General features: G+C 70.1%; 9 protein-coding genes and 4 pseudogenes. 1 reads left to right on the forward strand and 12 read right to left on the reverse strand.

Annotated elements, in window-relative coordinates; genetic code table 11:
• Nucleotides 1-20 precede the first annotated feature (20 nt).
• From DPM13_RS05720 to DPM13_RS05740, 11 genes and pseudogenes are all read right to left on the reverse strand, one after another.
• Nucleotides 21-3,536, reverse strand: a pseudogene (locus DPM13_RS05720) (MupA/Atu3671 family FMN-dependent luciferase-like monooxygenase); the annotation flags it as partial.
• A complete protein-coding gene (locus tag DPM13_RS22320) occupies nt 3,479-4,264 on the reverse strand; it encodes a formyltransferase family protein (RefSeq protein ID WP_223252377.1) in 786 nt (261 codons plus the stop codon). The gene DPM13_RS22320 and the pseudogene DPM13_RS05720, both read right to left, overlap by 58 nt.
• Before the next feature lie 163 nt (nt 4,265-4,427).
• A complete protein-coding gene (locus tag DPM13_RS05725; RefSeq protein WP_317616436.1) occupies nt 4,428-5,198 on the reverse strand; it encodes a glycosyltransferase family 2 protein in 771 nt (256 codons plus the stop codon).
• The gene (locus DPM13_RS22325; RefSeq protein ID WP_223252378.1) at nt 5,105-5,416 is read right to left on the reverse strand and encodes a glycosyltransferase family protein; all 312 of its coding nucleotides are present in this window, start codon (nt 5,414-5,416) and stop codon (nt 5,105-5,107) included. Before DPM13_RS22325 ends, DPM13_RS05725 begins: the two co-directional genes overlap by 94 nt.
• Before the next feature lie 4 nt (nt 5,417-5,420).
• On the reverse strand, nt 5,421-5,939 hold the full coding sequence (locus DPM13_RS26675; RefSeq protein ID WP_397245805.1) for a hypothetical protein: 519 nt from the start codon (nt 5,937-5,939) through the stop codon (nt 5,421-5,423).
• Nucleotides 5,885-9,274, reverse strand: a complete 3,390-nt coding sequence (locus DPM13_RS26680; RefSeq protein ID WP_397245808.1) for an SDR family oxidoreductase — start codon at nt 9,272-9,274, stop codon at nt 5,885-5,887. The genes DPM13_RS26675 and DPM13_RS26680 overlap by 55 nt, the downstream gene beginning before the upstream one ends.
• 46 nt (nt 9,275-9,320) lie before the next feature.
• Nucleotides 9,321-9,821: pseudogene (locus DPM13_RS26685) on the reverse strand (acyltransferase domain-containing protein); the annotation flags it as partial.
• Nucleotides 9,803-10,606 (reverse strand): ketoacyl-synthetase C-terminal extension domain-containing protein, encoded by an 804-nt coding sequence (locus tag DPM13_RS26690; RefSeq protein WP_397246287.1) that lies wholly within the window; start codon nt 10,604-10,606, stop codon nt 9,803-9,805. The pseudogene DPM13_RS26685 and the gene DPM13_RS26690, both read right to left, overlap by 19 nt.
• Nucleotides 10,583-11,691: pseudogene (locus DPM13_RS26695) on the reverse strand (beta-ketoacyl synthase N-terminal-like domain-containing protein); the annotation flags it as partial. The pseudogene DPM13_RS26695 and the gene DPM13_RS26690, both read right to left, overlap by 24 nt.
• 99 nt (nt 11,692-11,790) lie before the next feature.
• Nucleotides 11,791-12,735 (reverse strand): hypothetical protein, encoded by a 945-nt coding sequence (locus DPM13_RS05735; RefSeq protein WP_112887628.1) that lies wholly within the window; start codon nt 12,733-12,735, stop codon nt 11,791-11,793.
• The gene (locus tag DPM13_RS05740) at nt 12,732-13,193 is read right to left on the reverse strand and encodes a hypothetical protein (RefSeq protein ID WP_145963316.1); all 462 of its coding nucleotides are present in this window, start codon (nt 13,191-13,193) and stop codon (nt 12,732-12,734) included. The genes DPM13_RS05735 and DPM13_RS05740 overlap by 4 nt, the downstream gene beginning before the upstream one ends.
• Before the next feature lie 119 nt (nt 13,194-13,312).
• Between DPM13_RS05740 and DPM13_RS05745 the strand changes: the two are divergent.
• Nucleotides 13,313-14,079, forward strand: a pseudogene (locus DPM13_RS05745) (WecB/TagA/CpsF family glycosyltransferase).
• On the opposite strand, the gene DPM13_RS05750 reads toward DPM13_RS05745, so the two are convergent.
• Entirely contained in the window at nt 14,015-15,157 is a 1,143-nt protein-coding gene (locus tag DPM13_RS05750) for a glycosyltransferase (protein ID WP_112887630.1), read from the reverse strand. The pseudogene DPM13_RS05745 and the gene DPM13_RS05750 sit on opposite strands and share 65 nt — an antisense overlap.
• Between the last annotated feature and the right edge of the window lie 111 nt (nt 15,158-15,268).

A 15,268-nucleotide genomic window follows, 5' to 3' on the forward strand; every position in this document is an offset into this window, starting at 1 on the left:
ATGTCCGTCACCCCCAGGCGGGGCAGGGCCAGACGGTCGCGCATGGTCCGGTGCAACTGGATCGCCAGCAGCGAATGGCCGCCAAGCGCAAAGAAGTTGTCCCGTGCGCCGATCTGGGGCACGCCCAGCACCTCGGACCAAAGCGCATGGACCGCCGAAGCCAGTTCCTCGGTCGAAGCGGCGGCCGAGGACGTGGCCGCGGCCTCGGCCGCCGGTGCGGCCGCGGTCGCGGCGGGGGCGGCAGCAGCGGCGCCCGGCACCGGCAGCTGCTTGCGGTCGATCTTGCGGTTCGGGGTGAGCGGCATCCGGTCCAGCCGGATGATCCGGCCCGGCACCATATGGGCGGGCAGATGCGCCACCAGCGCCTCGCGCAGTGCCTTTTCCGCCAGCGACGCATCGCCCGTCACATAGGCCACCAGGCGCTTGTCGCCGGGCGTATCCTCTCGGACCAGGGCGACGGCCTCGCGCACGCCGGGTTGGTCGGCCAGGGCGGCCTCGATCTCGCCCAGTTCGATGCGGAAGCCGCGCAGCTTGATCTGGTGATCGGCCCGGCCGATGTAGTCCAGCCCGCTGTCGTCGCGCCAGCGCACCAGATCGCCCGTGCGATAGATCCGCGCGCCCCAGGGCGCACTGCGATCCGCCGGAACGAAGGGATCGGGGCGGAAGGCCGCCTCGGTCAGGTCCGGGCGCTGCCAATAGCCGCGCGTCACCCCCTGCCCGCCGATCCACAGTTCGCCCTGGGCGCCCGGAGCCACCGGCACGCCCTCGGGGTCCAGCACATACAGTTGGGTGTTGGCAATGGGCCGGCCCAGCGTCACCTCGGCCGCTTCGGTCACGTCGGCCACGGTGGACCAGATCGTCGTCTCGGTCGGGCCATACATGTTCAGGATGCGCGCGCCCGTCGCCTTGCGAAGATCGGCCAGAAGCGCGGGGGGCAACGCCTCGCCCCCGACCATCATGCATTTCAGCCCCGCCATGGCATCGGCCACGACCGGGTCCGACACCAGGATGCGCGCCATGCTGGGGGTGCATTGCAGGTGCGTCACCTTCCACCGGCGGATCTGCGCGGCGATCGAGAAATCGCGCGGGTCAAGCTCGGCCTCCGCCGGGTTCACCTCGGCCCGCAGCCGTGCGAGCAGCGGAAAGCCCGCGACGACCTGCTCGGGCGCGATGCCATAGTCGATCAGGCAGGCCACCTCGCCCACGCCGATGGTCTTCAGATGCTCGACCCGGGCGATGGCGTCGTCCAGCGAGCCGAACAGGCCCGAATCCTCGAAATAGCGCAGGAAGGCGAATTCCAGAATGCCGTCCAGTTCGTCCTCGCTGAGCGAGCCGAGGTCGATAGCCATGGGGTTGGTCATCCCTTCGGGCTTGCGGAAGGCCGGAAAGTCCCAGGCATATTGCTTGACCAGGGCGGCCGCGCTGCGCAGGTAGTTCTTCATCGGCTCGCGGGCGATCTCGCGCGCCGTCTCGCGATCCTCGGCCAGGCAGGTGTGCAGCATCAGCGTGACGGTGAAGTTCGCCGGGTCATGCCCGACCGAGCGCAGCGCCGCGTGATAGTCCTTGATCCGCTGCGCCACCACGTCGATGCTTTGGCCCAGCAGGTGGGTCAGAACGTTCATGCCCAGACGCCCGGCCTCGACCCAGGTGTCGGGGTTGCCGGCGACGGTCATCCACAGCGGCAGGTCCCTTTGCACCGGGCGCGGCTGGGTCACGACGCCAAAGGGGGTGCCATCCTTGCGCGGGAATTCGACCGCCTCGCCGCGCCACAGCCGGCGCAGCTGGTCGATGCCCTGGATCATCGCCGCCTTGTTGGTCGGCGGCGCGTTTTCGGGGCGCAGGACAAAGTCGTCCGGCTGCCAGCCCGAGGCGATGGCCAGTCCCGCCCGGCCGCCGGTCAGGTTGTCGATCACCGCCCATTCCTCGGCCACCCGCGCGGGATGATGCAGCGGCAGCACGCAGCTGCCGGCACGCACGGAAATGTTCTTTGTCACCGCCGCAACGGCCGCACCGGACACTGCGGGGTTCGGATAGGGTCCGCCAAAGGCGTGGAAATGGCGCTCGGGCGTATAGACCGCGACGAAGCCGTTCTGGTCGGCAAAGCGCGCGCCATCCAGCAGAAGCTGGTATTTCTTGGGCCCGGGCCCGTCGTCGTTGCCCCAATAGAACAGGCTGAACGCCATGCCGCCCTGCACTTCGCGGCGCGGCTGGGCGGGGGCGCTGGACACCGCCAGCCGCGATTCCTCGCCCGCGATCACAAGCCGCAAGCCGCGCGCCAGCGACCAGAAGATTTCCAGCACCGAGATGTCGAAGGACAGGCTGGTGACGGCCAGCCAGCCGTCCCCCTCGGCATGGGGAATGACCGCGTCCATGCCGGCGAAGAAGTTCGCGACGTTGCGGTGTTCGACCATCACCCCCTTGGGCCGGCCGGTCGAGCCAGAGGTGTAGATCAGATAGGCCAGGTTCTGCGGCTGAACGCCCGTGGCGGGCGCGGCGACCAGCCCATGCGGCAGGTCGGTCGGAATGGTCACAACCTGTGCACCATGCGTCGGCAGCCGGTCGGCAAGCCCGTCCTGGACCAGAACGACCCGGGCGCCGCTGTCCTGGATGTAAAGCTCGATCCGGTCGGCGGGATAGTCGGGGTCAAGCGGCACATAGGCGCCACCCGCCTTCCAGATCGCCAGCGCGCCGATCACCAGTTCGGGCGAGCGCTTCGCGAACAGCCCGACCGGCTGGTCGGGGCCGACGCCCATCTGCACCAGCCGCGCAGCAAGCGCGTTCGCCGCCCGGTCCAGCTGACCACGGGTCAGCACCCGGTCCTCGAAAATCAGGCCGGGCGCATCAGGATCGGCCGAGGCCCGTTCGGCGATCAGTTCGTGGATGCAGGCCAGGCGCACGTCCACCAGGGTGTCGTTGCGCGTCACCAGCAGGTCCCGCAGCTCGGCCGCGTCCAGCAGCGAGATGTCACGCAACGCCGTGTCGCCGGGCAGAGCCAGGCCGGCGTCCAGGGCGCGGGCGATGCGACCCGCCTGGGCCGGGCTGACGCGGTCCGGGTCGTGCAGCAGGGCCGCGCCACCCTCGGTCAGGGCCACGGTCAGGGCCGCGCCCGCAACGGGTTCCAGGTCGCGCAGGTTGATCGCCAGGTCGGGCGTCGCCGCATCGCGCAATTCGGGCGCGCGCTGGATCAGGTCGGCCAGGAAGTATCCCCGTTTTCCGGCCTCGGCCTGCCGGTCGGCAAGCTGCGCGGCGAGATCGGCCAAAGTCATGGCCGAACGCGCCTCGACCGCCAGCGGCTGCCAGCCGGCCACCAGCGGGTCGCGCGGCGTCCGGGCGGGCAGCAGCGCCAGATCGAACTGCGGCTGCGCGGCCAGCCGCCCCAGCAGCGCCGCGGCCAGCGCCACCCGCTGGTCCGAGGCTCCGGGCATCAAGGCAATCCGCTCCATCCGGCCCGAGGGCTCGCCCTGGATGACGGCCGGGCTCATCCGGGCCAGGCGCCTGCGCCACCAGCCGTCGTGGCGGGCGGCCGCCTCGGCCATGCCGTCAGATGGGCGCGATCCTCGGGCGACAGCGGCGGGATCACCGTCCCCAGGGCGGGCAGATCACCGCGAAAGATCAGCCGGACCGCACCGTCGCCCGTGGCGATGGTCGCGATCTCGCCATGATGGGCCAGGACGGTGCCGGGCGCGGCGGTCGCGGGTTCGGTCCCGGCCGAGGCCGTCACCCCCAGCAGCCGCCCGTCCGCCAGCCTGACCTTGGCCTCGGTCAGCGGGTTCCAGTAGCCACCGTGGTCCAGGCCCCGGACCAGCGCGCAGATGCGCCCGGCGGGCTGGGAAAAGTCGATGACCCCGCCGGCCTCGGGACGCTTGTCGCGACCAACGTAGCTGCGCTGCGACAGGTCTTGCGGCACCCGGCGCGGGCCTTCGCCCTCAAGCTGGGCCACGACCTCGGGGAAGCTTTCGGCGGCGCGGGCAAAGCAGCGCGCGTTCAGCGTCAGCGCGGTGTCGTCCGGGCGCATGTCGAACAGGACCTGCGCCAGGATGTCGCCTTCGTCGACGCCACCCTCGATCATGTGCCAGGTGACGCCGTGCTGCGGTTCCTGCCCGATGATCGCCCAGACCGGCGCGTTCAGCCCCGCCAGGCGCGGCAGGGGGCCGTCATGGAAGTTGATCGCCCCCTTGCGCCCGCGCGCCAGCATCTCGGGCTTGAGGATCGACAGGTTCGCGACGCTGAACAGCCAGTCGGCCGCGGGCGCATCCGCCGGCATCGGCGCGTCCTGGTCCTCGACCGCAAGGCCCGCGCCGCTGCCCAGGCCTGCAATTCGGGGTTGCGCGTCACCACGGCGGCGATGCTGTGCCCGCGGGCCAGCAAGGTCTCGGCCGCGTGGCGCAGAAGCAGCTCGTTACCGACCAGAATCGCGGAAAATTGCGTCATGGCTTACCCTTTTCAACATGAACCGGCCTTGGCTGGCGACGCAAGGCGTGGCGCGTCAGCTGGCCCAGTTGGCCCTGCTGGACCCCGGTGTCGCGGCGCTGGACCAGGCAGCGCAGGCGCCAGACCCCCTCGCCCGCCAGGTTCGCCGCGGTGGCCCAAAGGGCGCCCGCACGGCCGTGGTGCTTTTCGAAATAGCGGCGGCGGGAGTCGTACCAGTAATCCGGCACCCGTTGCCATGTCTTCATCCCCGTGCTGGCCGAGCCGATATGCTCGACCTCGCTTTCGACGACGTAATGCGTCTGCCATCCGGCATCGGCGGCGCGCCGGCACAGGTCCGTTTCCTCGAAATAAAGAAAGAAACCTTCATCGAACAACCCGATCCGGTCCAGCACGTCCATGCGGATCATCATGGACGCACCGGCCGACCAGTCCACGCGACCCGATGTCACGGGCTGCGGCATGGCCACCACGCGGTCGCGGAACAGTCGCGTCACCGGGCCGCTGCGGCTGGCCGCCTCGAAGTCGCCGGCGGCCGAGGGAAAGCGAAAGGCGGTCAGGTGCGGTTCGCCATCGGTGCCGCGCAGGCGCGAGCAGGCGATCCCCGCCTCCGGGTGCCGGCCGAGGTAGTCGACCAGCGTCCGGATCGCGCCCGGCTGCGGAATGGCGTCCGAGTTCAGCGATAGACCAGATCCGGCCGCCGCCCGTCGGGCAGGCCCTGGCGGATGCCGTGGTTGTTGCCGGCGCCGAAGCCGCCGTTCCAGCCCGATTGCACGACCGCCACGCGGTCGGCAGGCCAGCCGCGCGCCGCTGCCTCGGCCCGGATCCGTTCGAACGAGCCGTCGCCCGAATCGTTGTCGACGATGGTCACGCCGCCGTCCATCTCCGCCAGTCCGCGCAAGGCGGCATCGGCCGCATTCAGCGACAACTCGGGCGTGCGCCAGTTCAGCACGACGACCTGCACCGCAGGGGTTTGCGTTCCCGCCATGGCCCTACTCCGCCGCCTGCGCGCGGGCCGAGGCCTCGCCGTCGGCATCGCGCAGCAGTTCGCGCAGGACGCTGGCCATGCGGCGGACGTTCGGCTCGAGCACCATCGAATCATGGTCGCCCGGCACCTCGATCACCCGCAGCTTCGGCATCCAGGGCCCCCAGCCGTTATCCTCGAGCAGGTATTCCCGCGCCGAGGTCACATGCCGCCCGCCCGAAACCCGGAAGCGGGGATCCAGCGGCGGGCGGAACATGGCCACCGGCCCGTCCCACTCCGTCAGCGTCATGCCGGGCAACCAGGACAGGAAGGCCGCCTCGATCGCCAGATCGTGGAAGGCCCCTTCGGCCGCCTGGGCGCCGGCCTCCAGCGCCTGGGACTTGGCCCGGCGGCTGACTTCATAGCGGATGCGGTCGCCGACCCATTGGCGGATATAGCCGAAACCGCCCTCGCGCGTCTCGGCCAGGCGGATCAGCAGTCGGCCTTGCGGCTCAGCTTCGCGAAGGGGCAGCGGCGTGTCAAGCATGACCGCATCGCCACCTCCTCGCCCGAGGCGCGCAGCTGCCGCGCCATTTCATAGGCCGTCAGCCCGCCGCCCGAAAAGCCGCCCAGCAGATAGGGGCCCTGCGGCTGCACCTCGCGCAGTTCGGCGATATAGTCGCGCGCGGCATCGGCAAAGCTTTCGTGAGGCTTGTCATCGCCCAGAAGCCCCCGGGCCTGAAGCCCGTAGAACTTGCGGTCCGCCCCCAAGCGCTGCGCCAGCTGACGCAGGTTCATCACGTTGCCGAACATGCCGGCCACCATGAAGAAGGGGGTGCCGTCGCCCCGCCCGCCCATGTCGACCAGGAAGCGGCGCCGCGCACGACCCTCGGCCGCCGGAAGGGCGCGGACATTGTCCGCGACGGGCAGCCGGGGGCCGGTCCGTTCCTCGACCAGGGCGGCGAGCTCGGCGATGGTCGGCGCCTCGAACAGGGTCGAGATCGGCAGGTCCACGTCGAATTTCTTGCGCAACTGCCCGAACATGCGCACCGCGATCAGCGAATGGCCGCCCAGGTCGAAGAAGCTGTCCGCCGCGCCGACCTGGGCGATGCCCAGAAGCTCGGACCAGATGGCGGCAAGCTCCGCCTGGGTGCCGGGCGTGGGTTCGACGAAATCGCTGTCCAGGTCGGGCCGCTCGAACCCGCCCTCGGCCGGGGCGGCATCGGTGACCACCGCCGCCTCGGCCATCAGCGCGTTCAGGTCCAGCGACGAGACATAGACCTGCGACAGCCCGGTCGAGATGGCGCGCGACAGCATCGCGGGACCGACCGCCGCAGGGATGCCCTGGCTGATGTTGTGGTGCAGCCGCCGTTCGGCCGGCGACATGCTGCGGCCCGCCTGCGCCCGGCGCGGCTGGGCGCTGATCGCCGCCGTCAGCTTGCGCAGGGCAAAGCCGCGGATTTCGGCGCAGACGGTGCCGTCGGGCGCGGCCAGGGTGATGTCGAACTGCGCCATGCCCAGGGCATCGGTGTTCTCGCCGGCATTGCGAATGCGGCTGACCACCTCGGCCGGAAGCGGCCGGTAAAGCCGGATCGAGCGATAGCCCATCGGCACCCACAGGTGCCCCGGGCCCCAGCCGCGGATCAGCGCCATGGCCCAGCCGGTGGCGATGTCCATCAGCGCCGGATGCGCCAGCCAGCCCTGGTCCAGATCGGAACGGAACTCGGGGTCCAGCGCCAGTTGGGCCAGGCCCTCGCCCGCGGACAGGCGGAAACGGCGCAGCACCTTCCAGCGCGGGCCGAAGTCCATCTGCCCCTCTTGCGCCGAAGGCAGCGCCGCACCCTGTCCGTCCTTGTCCCACGGGCCGGTGGTTTCCAGGGGCGCGGGCGCGGCCTCTTGCAGGGGGGCCAGCAGGGCGGTGACATTGGGCGCGCCCTGCGGGTCGTCCAGGATCGTCACCCGCAGGCTGTCGCCCGCAGGCTCGACCCGGGTGGTGACAAGGGCGGTGTCATCGACCAGCACGGGGCGCTGGAACTCCAGGTCGCGGATGACGAACGGCAGCGACAGGCCCGATTCCAGCGCCGCCTCGGCCACCAGCTCGATCCAGCCGGTGCCGGGCATCAGCGCCTGGCCCTGCGCGGTCTTGTGGCCGCCGATGATCCAGTGCTCCATCGAACCGGTGCGGAATTCGCGCCCGACCGGCATGGGCATGACCTGATCCAGCAGGGGCCGGTCGACGACGGCGCCGGCGGGCGGCGGCTGGTCCAGACCCAGCGCCCGCGCGGCCATGCCGGCATCGGCCCAGACCCCCCAGTTGACCGCGACCACCCGACCCAGCGCCGCCGGCGCAGAACGCGCGACCGCGTTCAGGTATTCGTTCGCCGCCACGTAATCGGCCTGCCCCGCCGGCGCGATCACCGAACTGGTCGAGGCGAACAGCACCGTCAGCTTGGCCGGATCGTCCGCCAGCGCATCGGCCAGGGCGCGGGTGCCCAGCAGCTTCGGCGCCAGCACGTCCCAGCTTTCGTCGTCGGTCTTGGCGGCGATCAGGCTGTCGCGGATCACGCCCGCCGCATGCAGCACCACGTCAAGGCTGCCGAAGCGCGCGCGCACCTCGGCCGCGGCGCGGGCCATGTCCTCGGCGCTGGTCACATCGGCCCGGATCGCCAGGACCTGGGCGCCCAGCGATTCCAGGTGCCGGACCGCGGCAGTCACGGGCGCGGCGTCCGTCCGCCCGCGCGTGGTCAGCGCCAGCTTCACCCCGCGCGGCGCAAGCTCGCGCGCGATGGCCTGTCCGATGCCGCCAAAGCCCCCGGTGATCAGGCAGACGGCACCGTCCGGGATGCCCGCCATGCCGTCCTCGGCCAGGGCGACGCGTTCCAGCGACTGTTCAAAGCGGCGCCCGTCGCGCCAGGCGGCCAGCGCCCCGCCCGAAGGCGCCAGCGCCTCCTCGAGCAGCATGGACGCGGCGGCGTCCTGCCCCTTGCGGTCGGGCAGGCGGATGTCGACCAGCCGCGCCGAAACCTGGGGCATTTCGTGGGGCAACACGCGGATCGGACCGGCGGCGCAGGCCTTTTCGGGCGCGCTGGCGGCTTCGCCCGCGACCTGCAGCGCGTCGTTGCAGACCGCGATCAGGTCGAGCCGGGCGTCCGGCAGTTCGGTTCCCAGCGCCTGCGCCAGATGCAGCAGGCTGAAATAGCCGCGTTCCAACTGGCTGTTGAGCAGGCTGGACCCGGCGCGGAAGCTGGCCCCGCGGGTCAGCGACCACAGATGCAGGATGCGGTCTGGCACGCGATCCTGCGCCGCAAGCGCGGCCAGCAGCATCTCATAGCCCTCGCGGTCGGATTCGACGGGCAGGGTAAAGCGCCCCTCGCCCTTGTCGGCGAAGGTGTCGGCGATCGAGACCACGGCCACGCCCTGGTCCAGCGCGCGCAGCAGTTCCGCCAGCCGGTCGCCGATGCCCAGATCGTCGGCAAAGACCAGCCAGTTGCGCCGCTGGGATGCGATGGGACCCTTGGGCCCGATCTCGATGGCGGGCGAGGCGAGCTTCCAGGCCGGGCGCCATCCCCAGGCGGCCGGATCCTCGATCCGGGCCAGTTCCGCCTCGGCCTCGGCCACTGCCGTGGTCGAGCGTTCGATGAAATAGCGCTTGCGCTGGAACTGGTAACCCGGCAGCGACAGCCGACGACGCCGCGCACCGCCCCAGATCTGGTCCCAGTCGATATGGCCGCCGCAGGCCCAGACCCGCGCCAGCGCCGCCATGAAATAGGCGTCGTCCGCCGTCGCGTGGTCGCGGTGGCGCAGGGTCGAGATGACCTGCCCCGCATTGACCGCAGGAGCGCCTTGGCCATGGCCGCATGGCCCGGCCTGGCCCGACCTCAAGGAAGATGCGGTCCGGGTTCTGCGCCAGATGCGCGATGCCGTCGGCAAAGCGCACCGTGCCGCGCAGGTGCTGGACCGCAATAATCGGGCTGGTCGCCTCGGCCTCGGTCAGCGGCTGGCCGCTGCGGTTCGAGATGATCGGGATCTGCGGCGCATTGAGCGGGATCGAGGCCAGATAGGCGCGGAATTCGGCCAGGATGCCTTCGAGCATGCGCGAATGGGCCGCGATCGAGATGGCGATGCGCTGGCATTCGACCTCGCGCGCGGCCATGCGGGCGGCGAACTGGTCCAGCACCGCATCGGGGCCCGAGACGACCGACATCGAGGGGCCGTTGACCGCCGCCAGGTCCAGTCCCAGCGTATCCAGTTCGGCCTGGAATTCGACCGGCTCCAGCGGCACGGACAGCATCCCGCCGGCGGGCACGCGGTCGAACAGCAGCCCGCGCAGCCGGACCAGGCCGATGCAATCCTCGAAGCTCATGACCCCGGCGATGCAGGCGGCGGTGTTTTCGCCCATGGAATGGCCGATCAGCGCCGTGGGCCGCACGCCCCAGCTGATCCACAGCTGCGCCAGCGCGTATTCCGGATCATCAGCAGCGGCAGTTGCAGCGAGGGCTGCAGCAGTCGGCGGTCCGCCTCGGCCTCGGCCCCCGGTTCGGGCAGCCACAGCGCGCGCAGGTCCGTGCCATGCGCCTGCGCCATGTGGTCAAGGCCGCGGTCCATCCATTCGCGGAAAACGGGCTCGGTCTGGTAAAGGCCGCGCGCCATGCCGGCGTATTGCGCACCCCCGCCCGGCAGCATGAAGACCGGCTCGGCCCCCTCGGCCACCAGCTGATGGTCGAACACCAGCCGGTTGTCGCCCCCGTCCAGCAGTGCCGCCGCCTCGGCCGCGTCATGGGCGACCAGCACCCGGCGGCGGTCGAACTGGCGCCGCCCTTGCGTCAGGGTAAAGGACAGGTCGGCCATGTCGACGCCCGGATTGGCCCGCAGCCAGGCCGCCAGCGCCGCGCCATTGGCATCGACCGCGGCCTTGCTGCGCCCGGACACGGCGACGATATGGAAGGGCCAGTCGGAGTCCTCGGCCGCCACAGGCGCCGGGGGCTGTTCCAGCACGCAATGGGCGTTGGTGCCGCCCACCCCCAGCGAGTTGACGCCCGCCCGGCGCAGGCCCGCGACCGGCCAGTCGCCCAGGCGGTCGTTGACCTGGAACGGCCCGCCCTCGAAGTCGATGGCGGGGTTCGGCGCCTCATAGCCCAGGCTGGCGGGGATGCGGCCGTGATGAACCGCCAGCGCCGACTTGATCAGCCCGGCGCTGCCCGCCGCCGTGTCCAGGTGCCCGATGTTGGTCTTGACCGAGCCGATGCGGCAAGGCCCCTGCCGCGTGCCGTCGGACACCCGCGCATAGGCCTGGTTCAGCGCCGCGACCTCGATCGGGTCGCCCAGGGCGGTCCCGGTGCCATGGCATTCCACATAGCCGATGCTGTCCGGCTGACGCCCGACATCACCAGCGCCTCGGCGATGGCCTGGGCCTGGCCCTCGACGCTGGGCGCAAGGTAGCCGGCCTTGGCCGCGCCGTCGTTGTTGATCGCGCTGCCCTTGATGACGGCCCAGACATGGTCGCCGTCGGCGATGGCATCCCGCAGCCGGCGCAGCACCACGACGCCCGCGCCGCTGCCGAACACCGTGCCCTGCGCCCGGTGATCGAAGGCGTGGCAATGGCCGTCGGGCGACAGGATCTCGTTTTCCTTGTAGAGATAGCCCAGACCATGCGGCATCTCGATGGTGACGCCGCCGGCCAGCGCCATGTCGGTTTCGCCCGAGTTGAGCGACTGGCAGGCCATGTGGATCGCCACCAGCGAGGTCGAGCACGCCGTCTGCACGTTGATCGACGGGCCGGTCAGATCGAAGACATGGCTGACGCGGGTGGACAGGAAGTCCTTGTCGTTGCCGGTGTGGCGCAGCAGGAAATGGCCGACGCCATCGACCAGGTCGCGGTTCGAGCAGACGTTCCAGTAGAAATAGCTGCCCATCCCGCAGCCTGCCCAGACGCCGATATTGCCCGCGAAACGTTCCGGGACATGGGCCGCATCCTCGAGCGCGTGCCAGCAGGTTTCCAAAAACTTGCGGTGCTGGGGATCCATGATCGCGGCTTCCTTGGGCGAGAGGCCGAAGAATTCCGCGTCGAATTCGTCGTACTGGCCCAGGATCGCCGCCGCCGGCACATAGTTCGGGTCCGACAGCCGCGCCCGCGATTCGCCCCGCGCGATCAGCTCGGCCTGGGGGATGCGCTGGATCGATTCCACCCCCCGGCACAGATTGTCCCAATATTCCGTGACATTGGACGCCCCAGGAAGCTGGGCCGCCATCCCGACGATAGCGATATCGGTTTCGGAAATCTGACTTTCGTCGAAGGCCATGTCATGCCTCTTCAATGTGGACACGTCGTTTCTGGCAGAAATTAATTTAACAACTGTTGCGCGTATCAGGGGATAGCGAATCCGGGTCCTTTGACCAACCTATAAAACCGTCTGGATGCCTGCCTTTTTAGGCAGATACTGCGGGACCGCGGCCGATGTGCCCGTCGCTTCGACGCCGACGAGCAGCCTTCGGGCATTGCCCAGCAGGGCGCCCGCGGCCAGCCAGGTGATGGGTGTCTGCGTCGCGTTGGGAATCAGGTCCAGGCAGTTCATCGCCAGCATCAGGGACAGGCAGCCCAGCGACAGGTATTCCTGCCGCACCGGCCCCCCGCCGCCCTTGGGCATGGCCCGAAGCATGGTGAAGATCGGCACCAGCAGCAGCAGGAAGATCGCCAGATAGCCGTAGATCCCCTTGGCCCCGATCCAGATCACCCACTGCCCGTCCGGCACCGAGCTGAGCCGCCCGTCATAGGGATCGTAGAACAGCGGCCGCCCCCAGCCGCCCCAGCCGAACAGGGGCCGTTCCAACGCACGCTCCAGAAGCTGCTCTTCGTTGGTCAGGCGGAACTCCAGCGACCGGCCCCGTTCGGGCGAGATGGCCATCGCGGTGTCGAGGATGCCCTGCATGGGCGAAAACGGCGTTGCCCTGAGGGTCGGATAGGTAAAGGCCACCGTGGCGACCAGGGCTGCGACAAGCACCATCAGCCGGGGCCGGGCCAGCGCCACCAGGGGCGCGGCCATCAGCGTCTGGATCAGCGCGCCGGCGGACTTGCACAGCAGGACGATGCAGCCCAGATAGCAGGCGATCAGGATGTTGCGCCCGGTCGGATTGCCGCGCGCCAGGGCGATGGCCGCCAGGAACGCCCACATGGTGATCAGCGCGACCCACAGGGGATGTTCCAGGAACACGATGGGTCGATAGCCGCCATAACGGATGGTCTGGATGAAGTCGTGCTGGAAATAGCCATAGACGATGATGTTCGTCTGCGGGCTGAAGCGCAGTTCGAACAGCATCAGCGCGCTGTAGCACAGGATCCCCGTCACCAGCGCTTTGAGCAAAACCTCGAGGCCCGCGTGAGCACGATATGCGCAGCTTCGTAAAGTGCGGTACGCACCATCGTGTCGCCGACCCTGGTGATCGACATGTTCGGACGCACGTTGATGCCGTCATACAGCGTGTCGGGATTGGTGATCGTGGTCAGCATGGGGCTGGTGAAGTTCATCACCAGCAGCAGGCTGACGACCAGGCCCATGGGTGGCGGATGCGGGTCGTCGCGGCGCTGGTCGCGGCTCAGGAACAGCATCAGCCCGGCGCAGAGCGCGGGGATCATCGCCTTGTTGATGCCGGGAAACAGCGGCAGGTCGATCTCGATCAGCGGGGGCAGGATCAGATAGCCGGACAGCATCGTCCAGACCAGCGCGCGCTGGTGGTCCATGCGCGAAAAGATCACCGCGGTGACCACCGGCCAGATCAGCAGCATCAGCAGTGCGAATGCGGGCAAAACCCTGTCTCCCTTGGCCGAAGCGGTGCGGCCTGTTGCGGATCCGGGCGGAAAGAAGATTGCATTCCCGGCCCGCGCGACCCATCCTGCCCGCAGTCAAGGCCGGATAGTTCCACATCATGCATTTCAGCTTTCCCGACGGCAATGCCGTTCGGATCAATTGTCCAGATTCCGCATCCCTGCTGTCGCAGGTCCGCACCCGCCTGAGCCGGGGCCAGGGCTTTGCGCTGGCCACGATCAACGTCGACCACCTGCAACGGCTGGCCGAGGATGCGGCCTTCCGCCGGGCCTATGCGGCCCAGGACCTGGTCTGCGCCGACGGCAACCCCATCGTGTGGCTGTCGCGGCTGGCCGGCAGCCCGGTGCAGCTGGCGCCCGGCTCGGACCTGGTGCTGCCGCTGGCGGCCGAGGCGGCGGGCCGGGCCTGCCGGTGGCGCTGATCGGCAGCAGCGATGAATCGCTGGCCCTGGCCGCCCGCGCCATGCAGGACCGCGTGCCGGGGCTGACGGTCGCGCTGGCCCATGCGCCGGGCTTTCCCTTCGACCCGGATGGAGAGGAGGGCGCCCAGATCATCGACCGCATTCGGGCATCCGGCGCGCGGCTGTGCTTTCTGGCGCTTGGCGCGCCGCGCCAGGAACGCTTTGCCATCCGGGCGCGGGATGCGCTGGGGACCGTGGGCTTCGCCTCGATCGGGGCGGGGCTGGATTTCCTGTCGGGCCACCAGAAGCGCGCGCCCCGGCTGGTGCGGCAGGCCAAGATGGAATGGCTGTGGCGGGCGCTGTCGAACCCCCGCCGGCTGGCGCTGCGCTATGCCAAGGGCTTCACGATCCTGCCAGGCCATGCCGTGGCTGCCCTGCGGCAGAGGCGCTCCGGCCCGAACGGCTGAACGCCTGCGCCAGGTGACGCATCCGGGCGTCGAACTCGGCCGCGAAATCGTGCCCCTGGGCATAGCACAGCGCCGCATCCGCCCGAGCCAGCAGCGACGCGCGGTCGCGTTCCAGCCCGCCGATCAGCGCGGCCATGGCCGACAGGTCCCCCATCGGCGCGCACCAGCCGCCCCCGCTGTCGGCGACCAGCGCCGCCAGCATCCGGTTGGCAAAGCCCACCACGGGCAGGCCGCAGCCCATCGCCTCGAGATAGGTGCAGGACGGGTCGGACTGCACATGACAGCTGACGAAAACATCGGCCGTCTGGCGCGACAGAGGCACAAGCCGGGTCTCGAAGGGCACGGGTCCGTGCAGCCTGACCCGGTCCGACAGCCCGCCGGACGCGATGCCTGCGGCGATGTCGTCCTGCAGGCTGCCGGCGCCATAGATGTCCAGCGTGAATGCCACCCCCGCCGCCTGCAACGCGCGGGCCAGGGGAACCAGCAGGTGCCCGCCCTTCATCGGCTCCAGCCGGCCCGAATGGATCAGCCGCAGGGGCTCGCCCCGGGCATGGCGGTCGCGGCGGGCCTGCATGTCCGCCGGGACCGCCATCATGTCCAGCGTCATGCGGTTGTCCAGATAGCGCAGCGGCAGCGGGTTCAGGCCGGCATAGTCGCGATCCGCGGGGAAGCCGTTCATCTGGATGCCGTCCGCCGCCCGCAGCGCCGCGCGGCGGTGCCGCTCCTGGCGCAGGTTCCACAGCATGGACCACAGCCGTCGGGCCGGACCCCGGCTGCGGTCCAGCCGCGCCACCTGCATCCGGGTGTCCAGCGTGTATTCGATGCCATAGACCACCGACAGGCCCCGCGCCCGCGCGGCCGGGCCAAGGGCCAGCTGCTCGGTCACGTCGGCGGAACACAGCACCAGCCCCGGCCCGTCGCGCAGGGCGGATTCCAGCGGCGCATCCGGGGCAAGCAGGGTCGCCTGGAAGGGCAGCGACGCCGGATCGACGGCCGAGGCAAAGGGGAGCCCCTCTGCGCGAGTCTCGCGCAGGACGGCGCGGACCGGCCCCGCCCATTGCGCGGCATGAAGCGCCATCCCCGACCCGAACTTGTCATCCAGAGCAGGCGGCCATCGGCCCGCGCCCGGCGGGCACGGCAGCGAAAAGCGTGAGCTCGGGTCGGGCGGACATGGCCATCATCCTTTCGA

Source organism: Paracoccus mutanolyticus, from assembly GCF_003285265.1.
GTDB lineage: Bacteria > Pseudomonadota > Alphaproteobacteria > Rhodobacterales > Rhodobacteraceae > Paracoccus > Paracoccus yeei.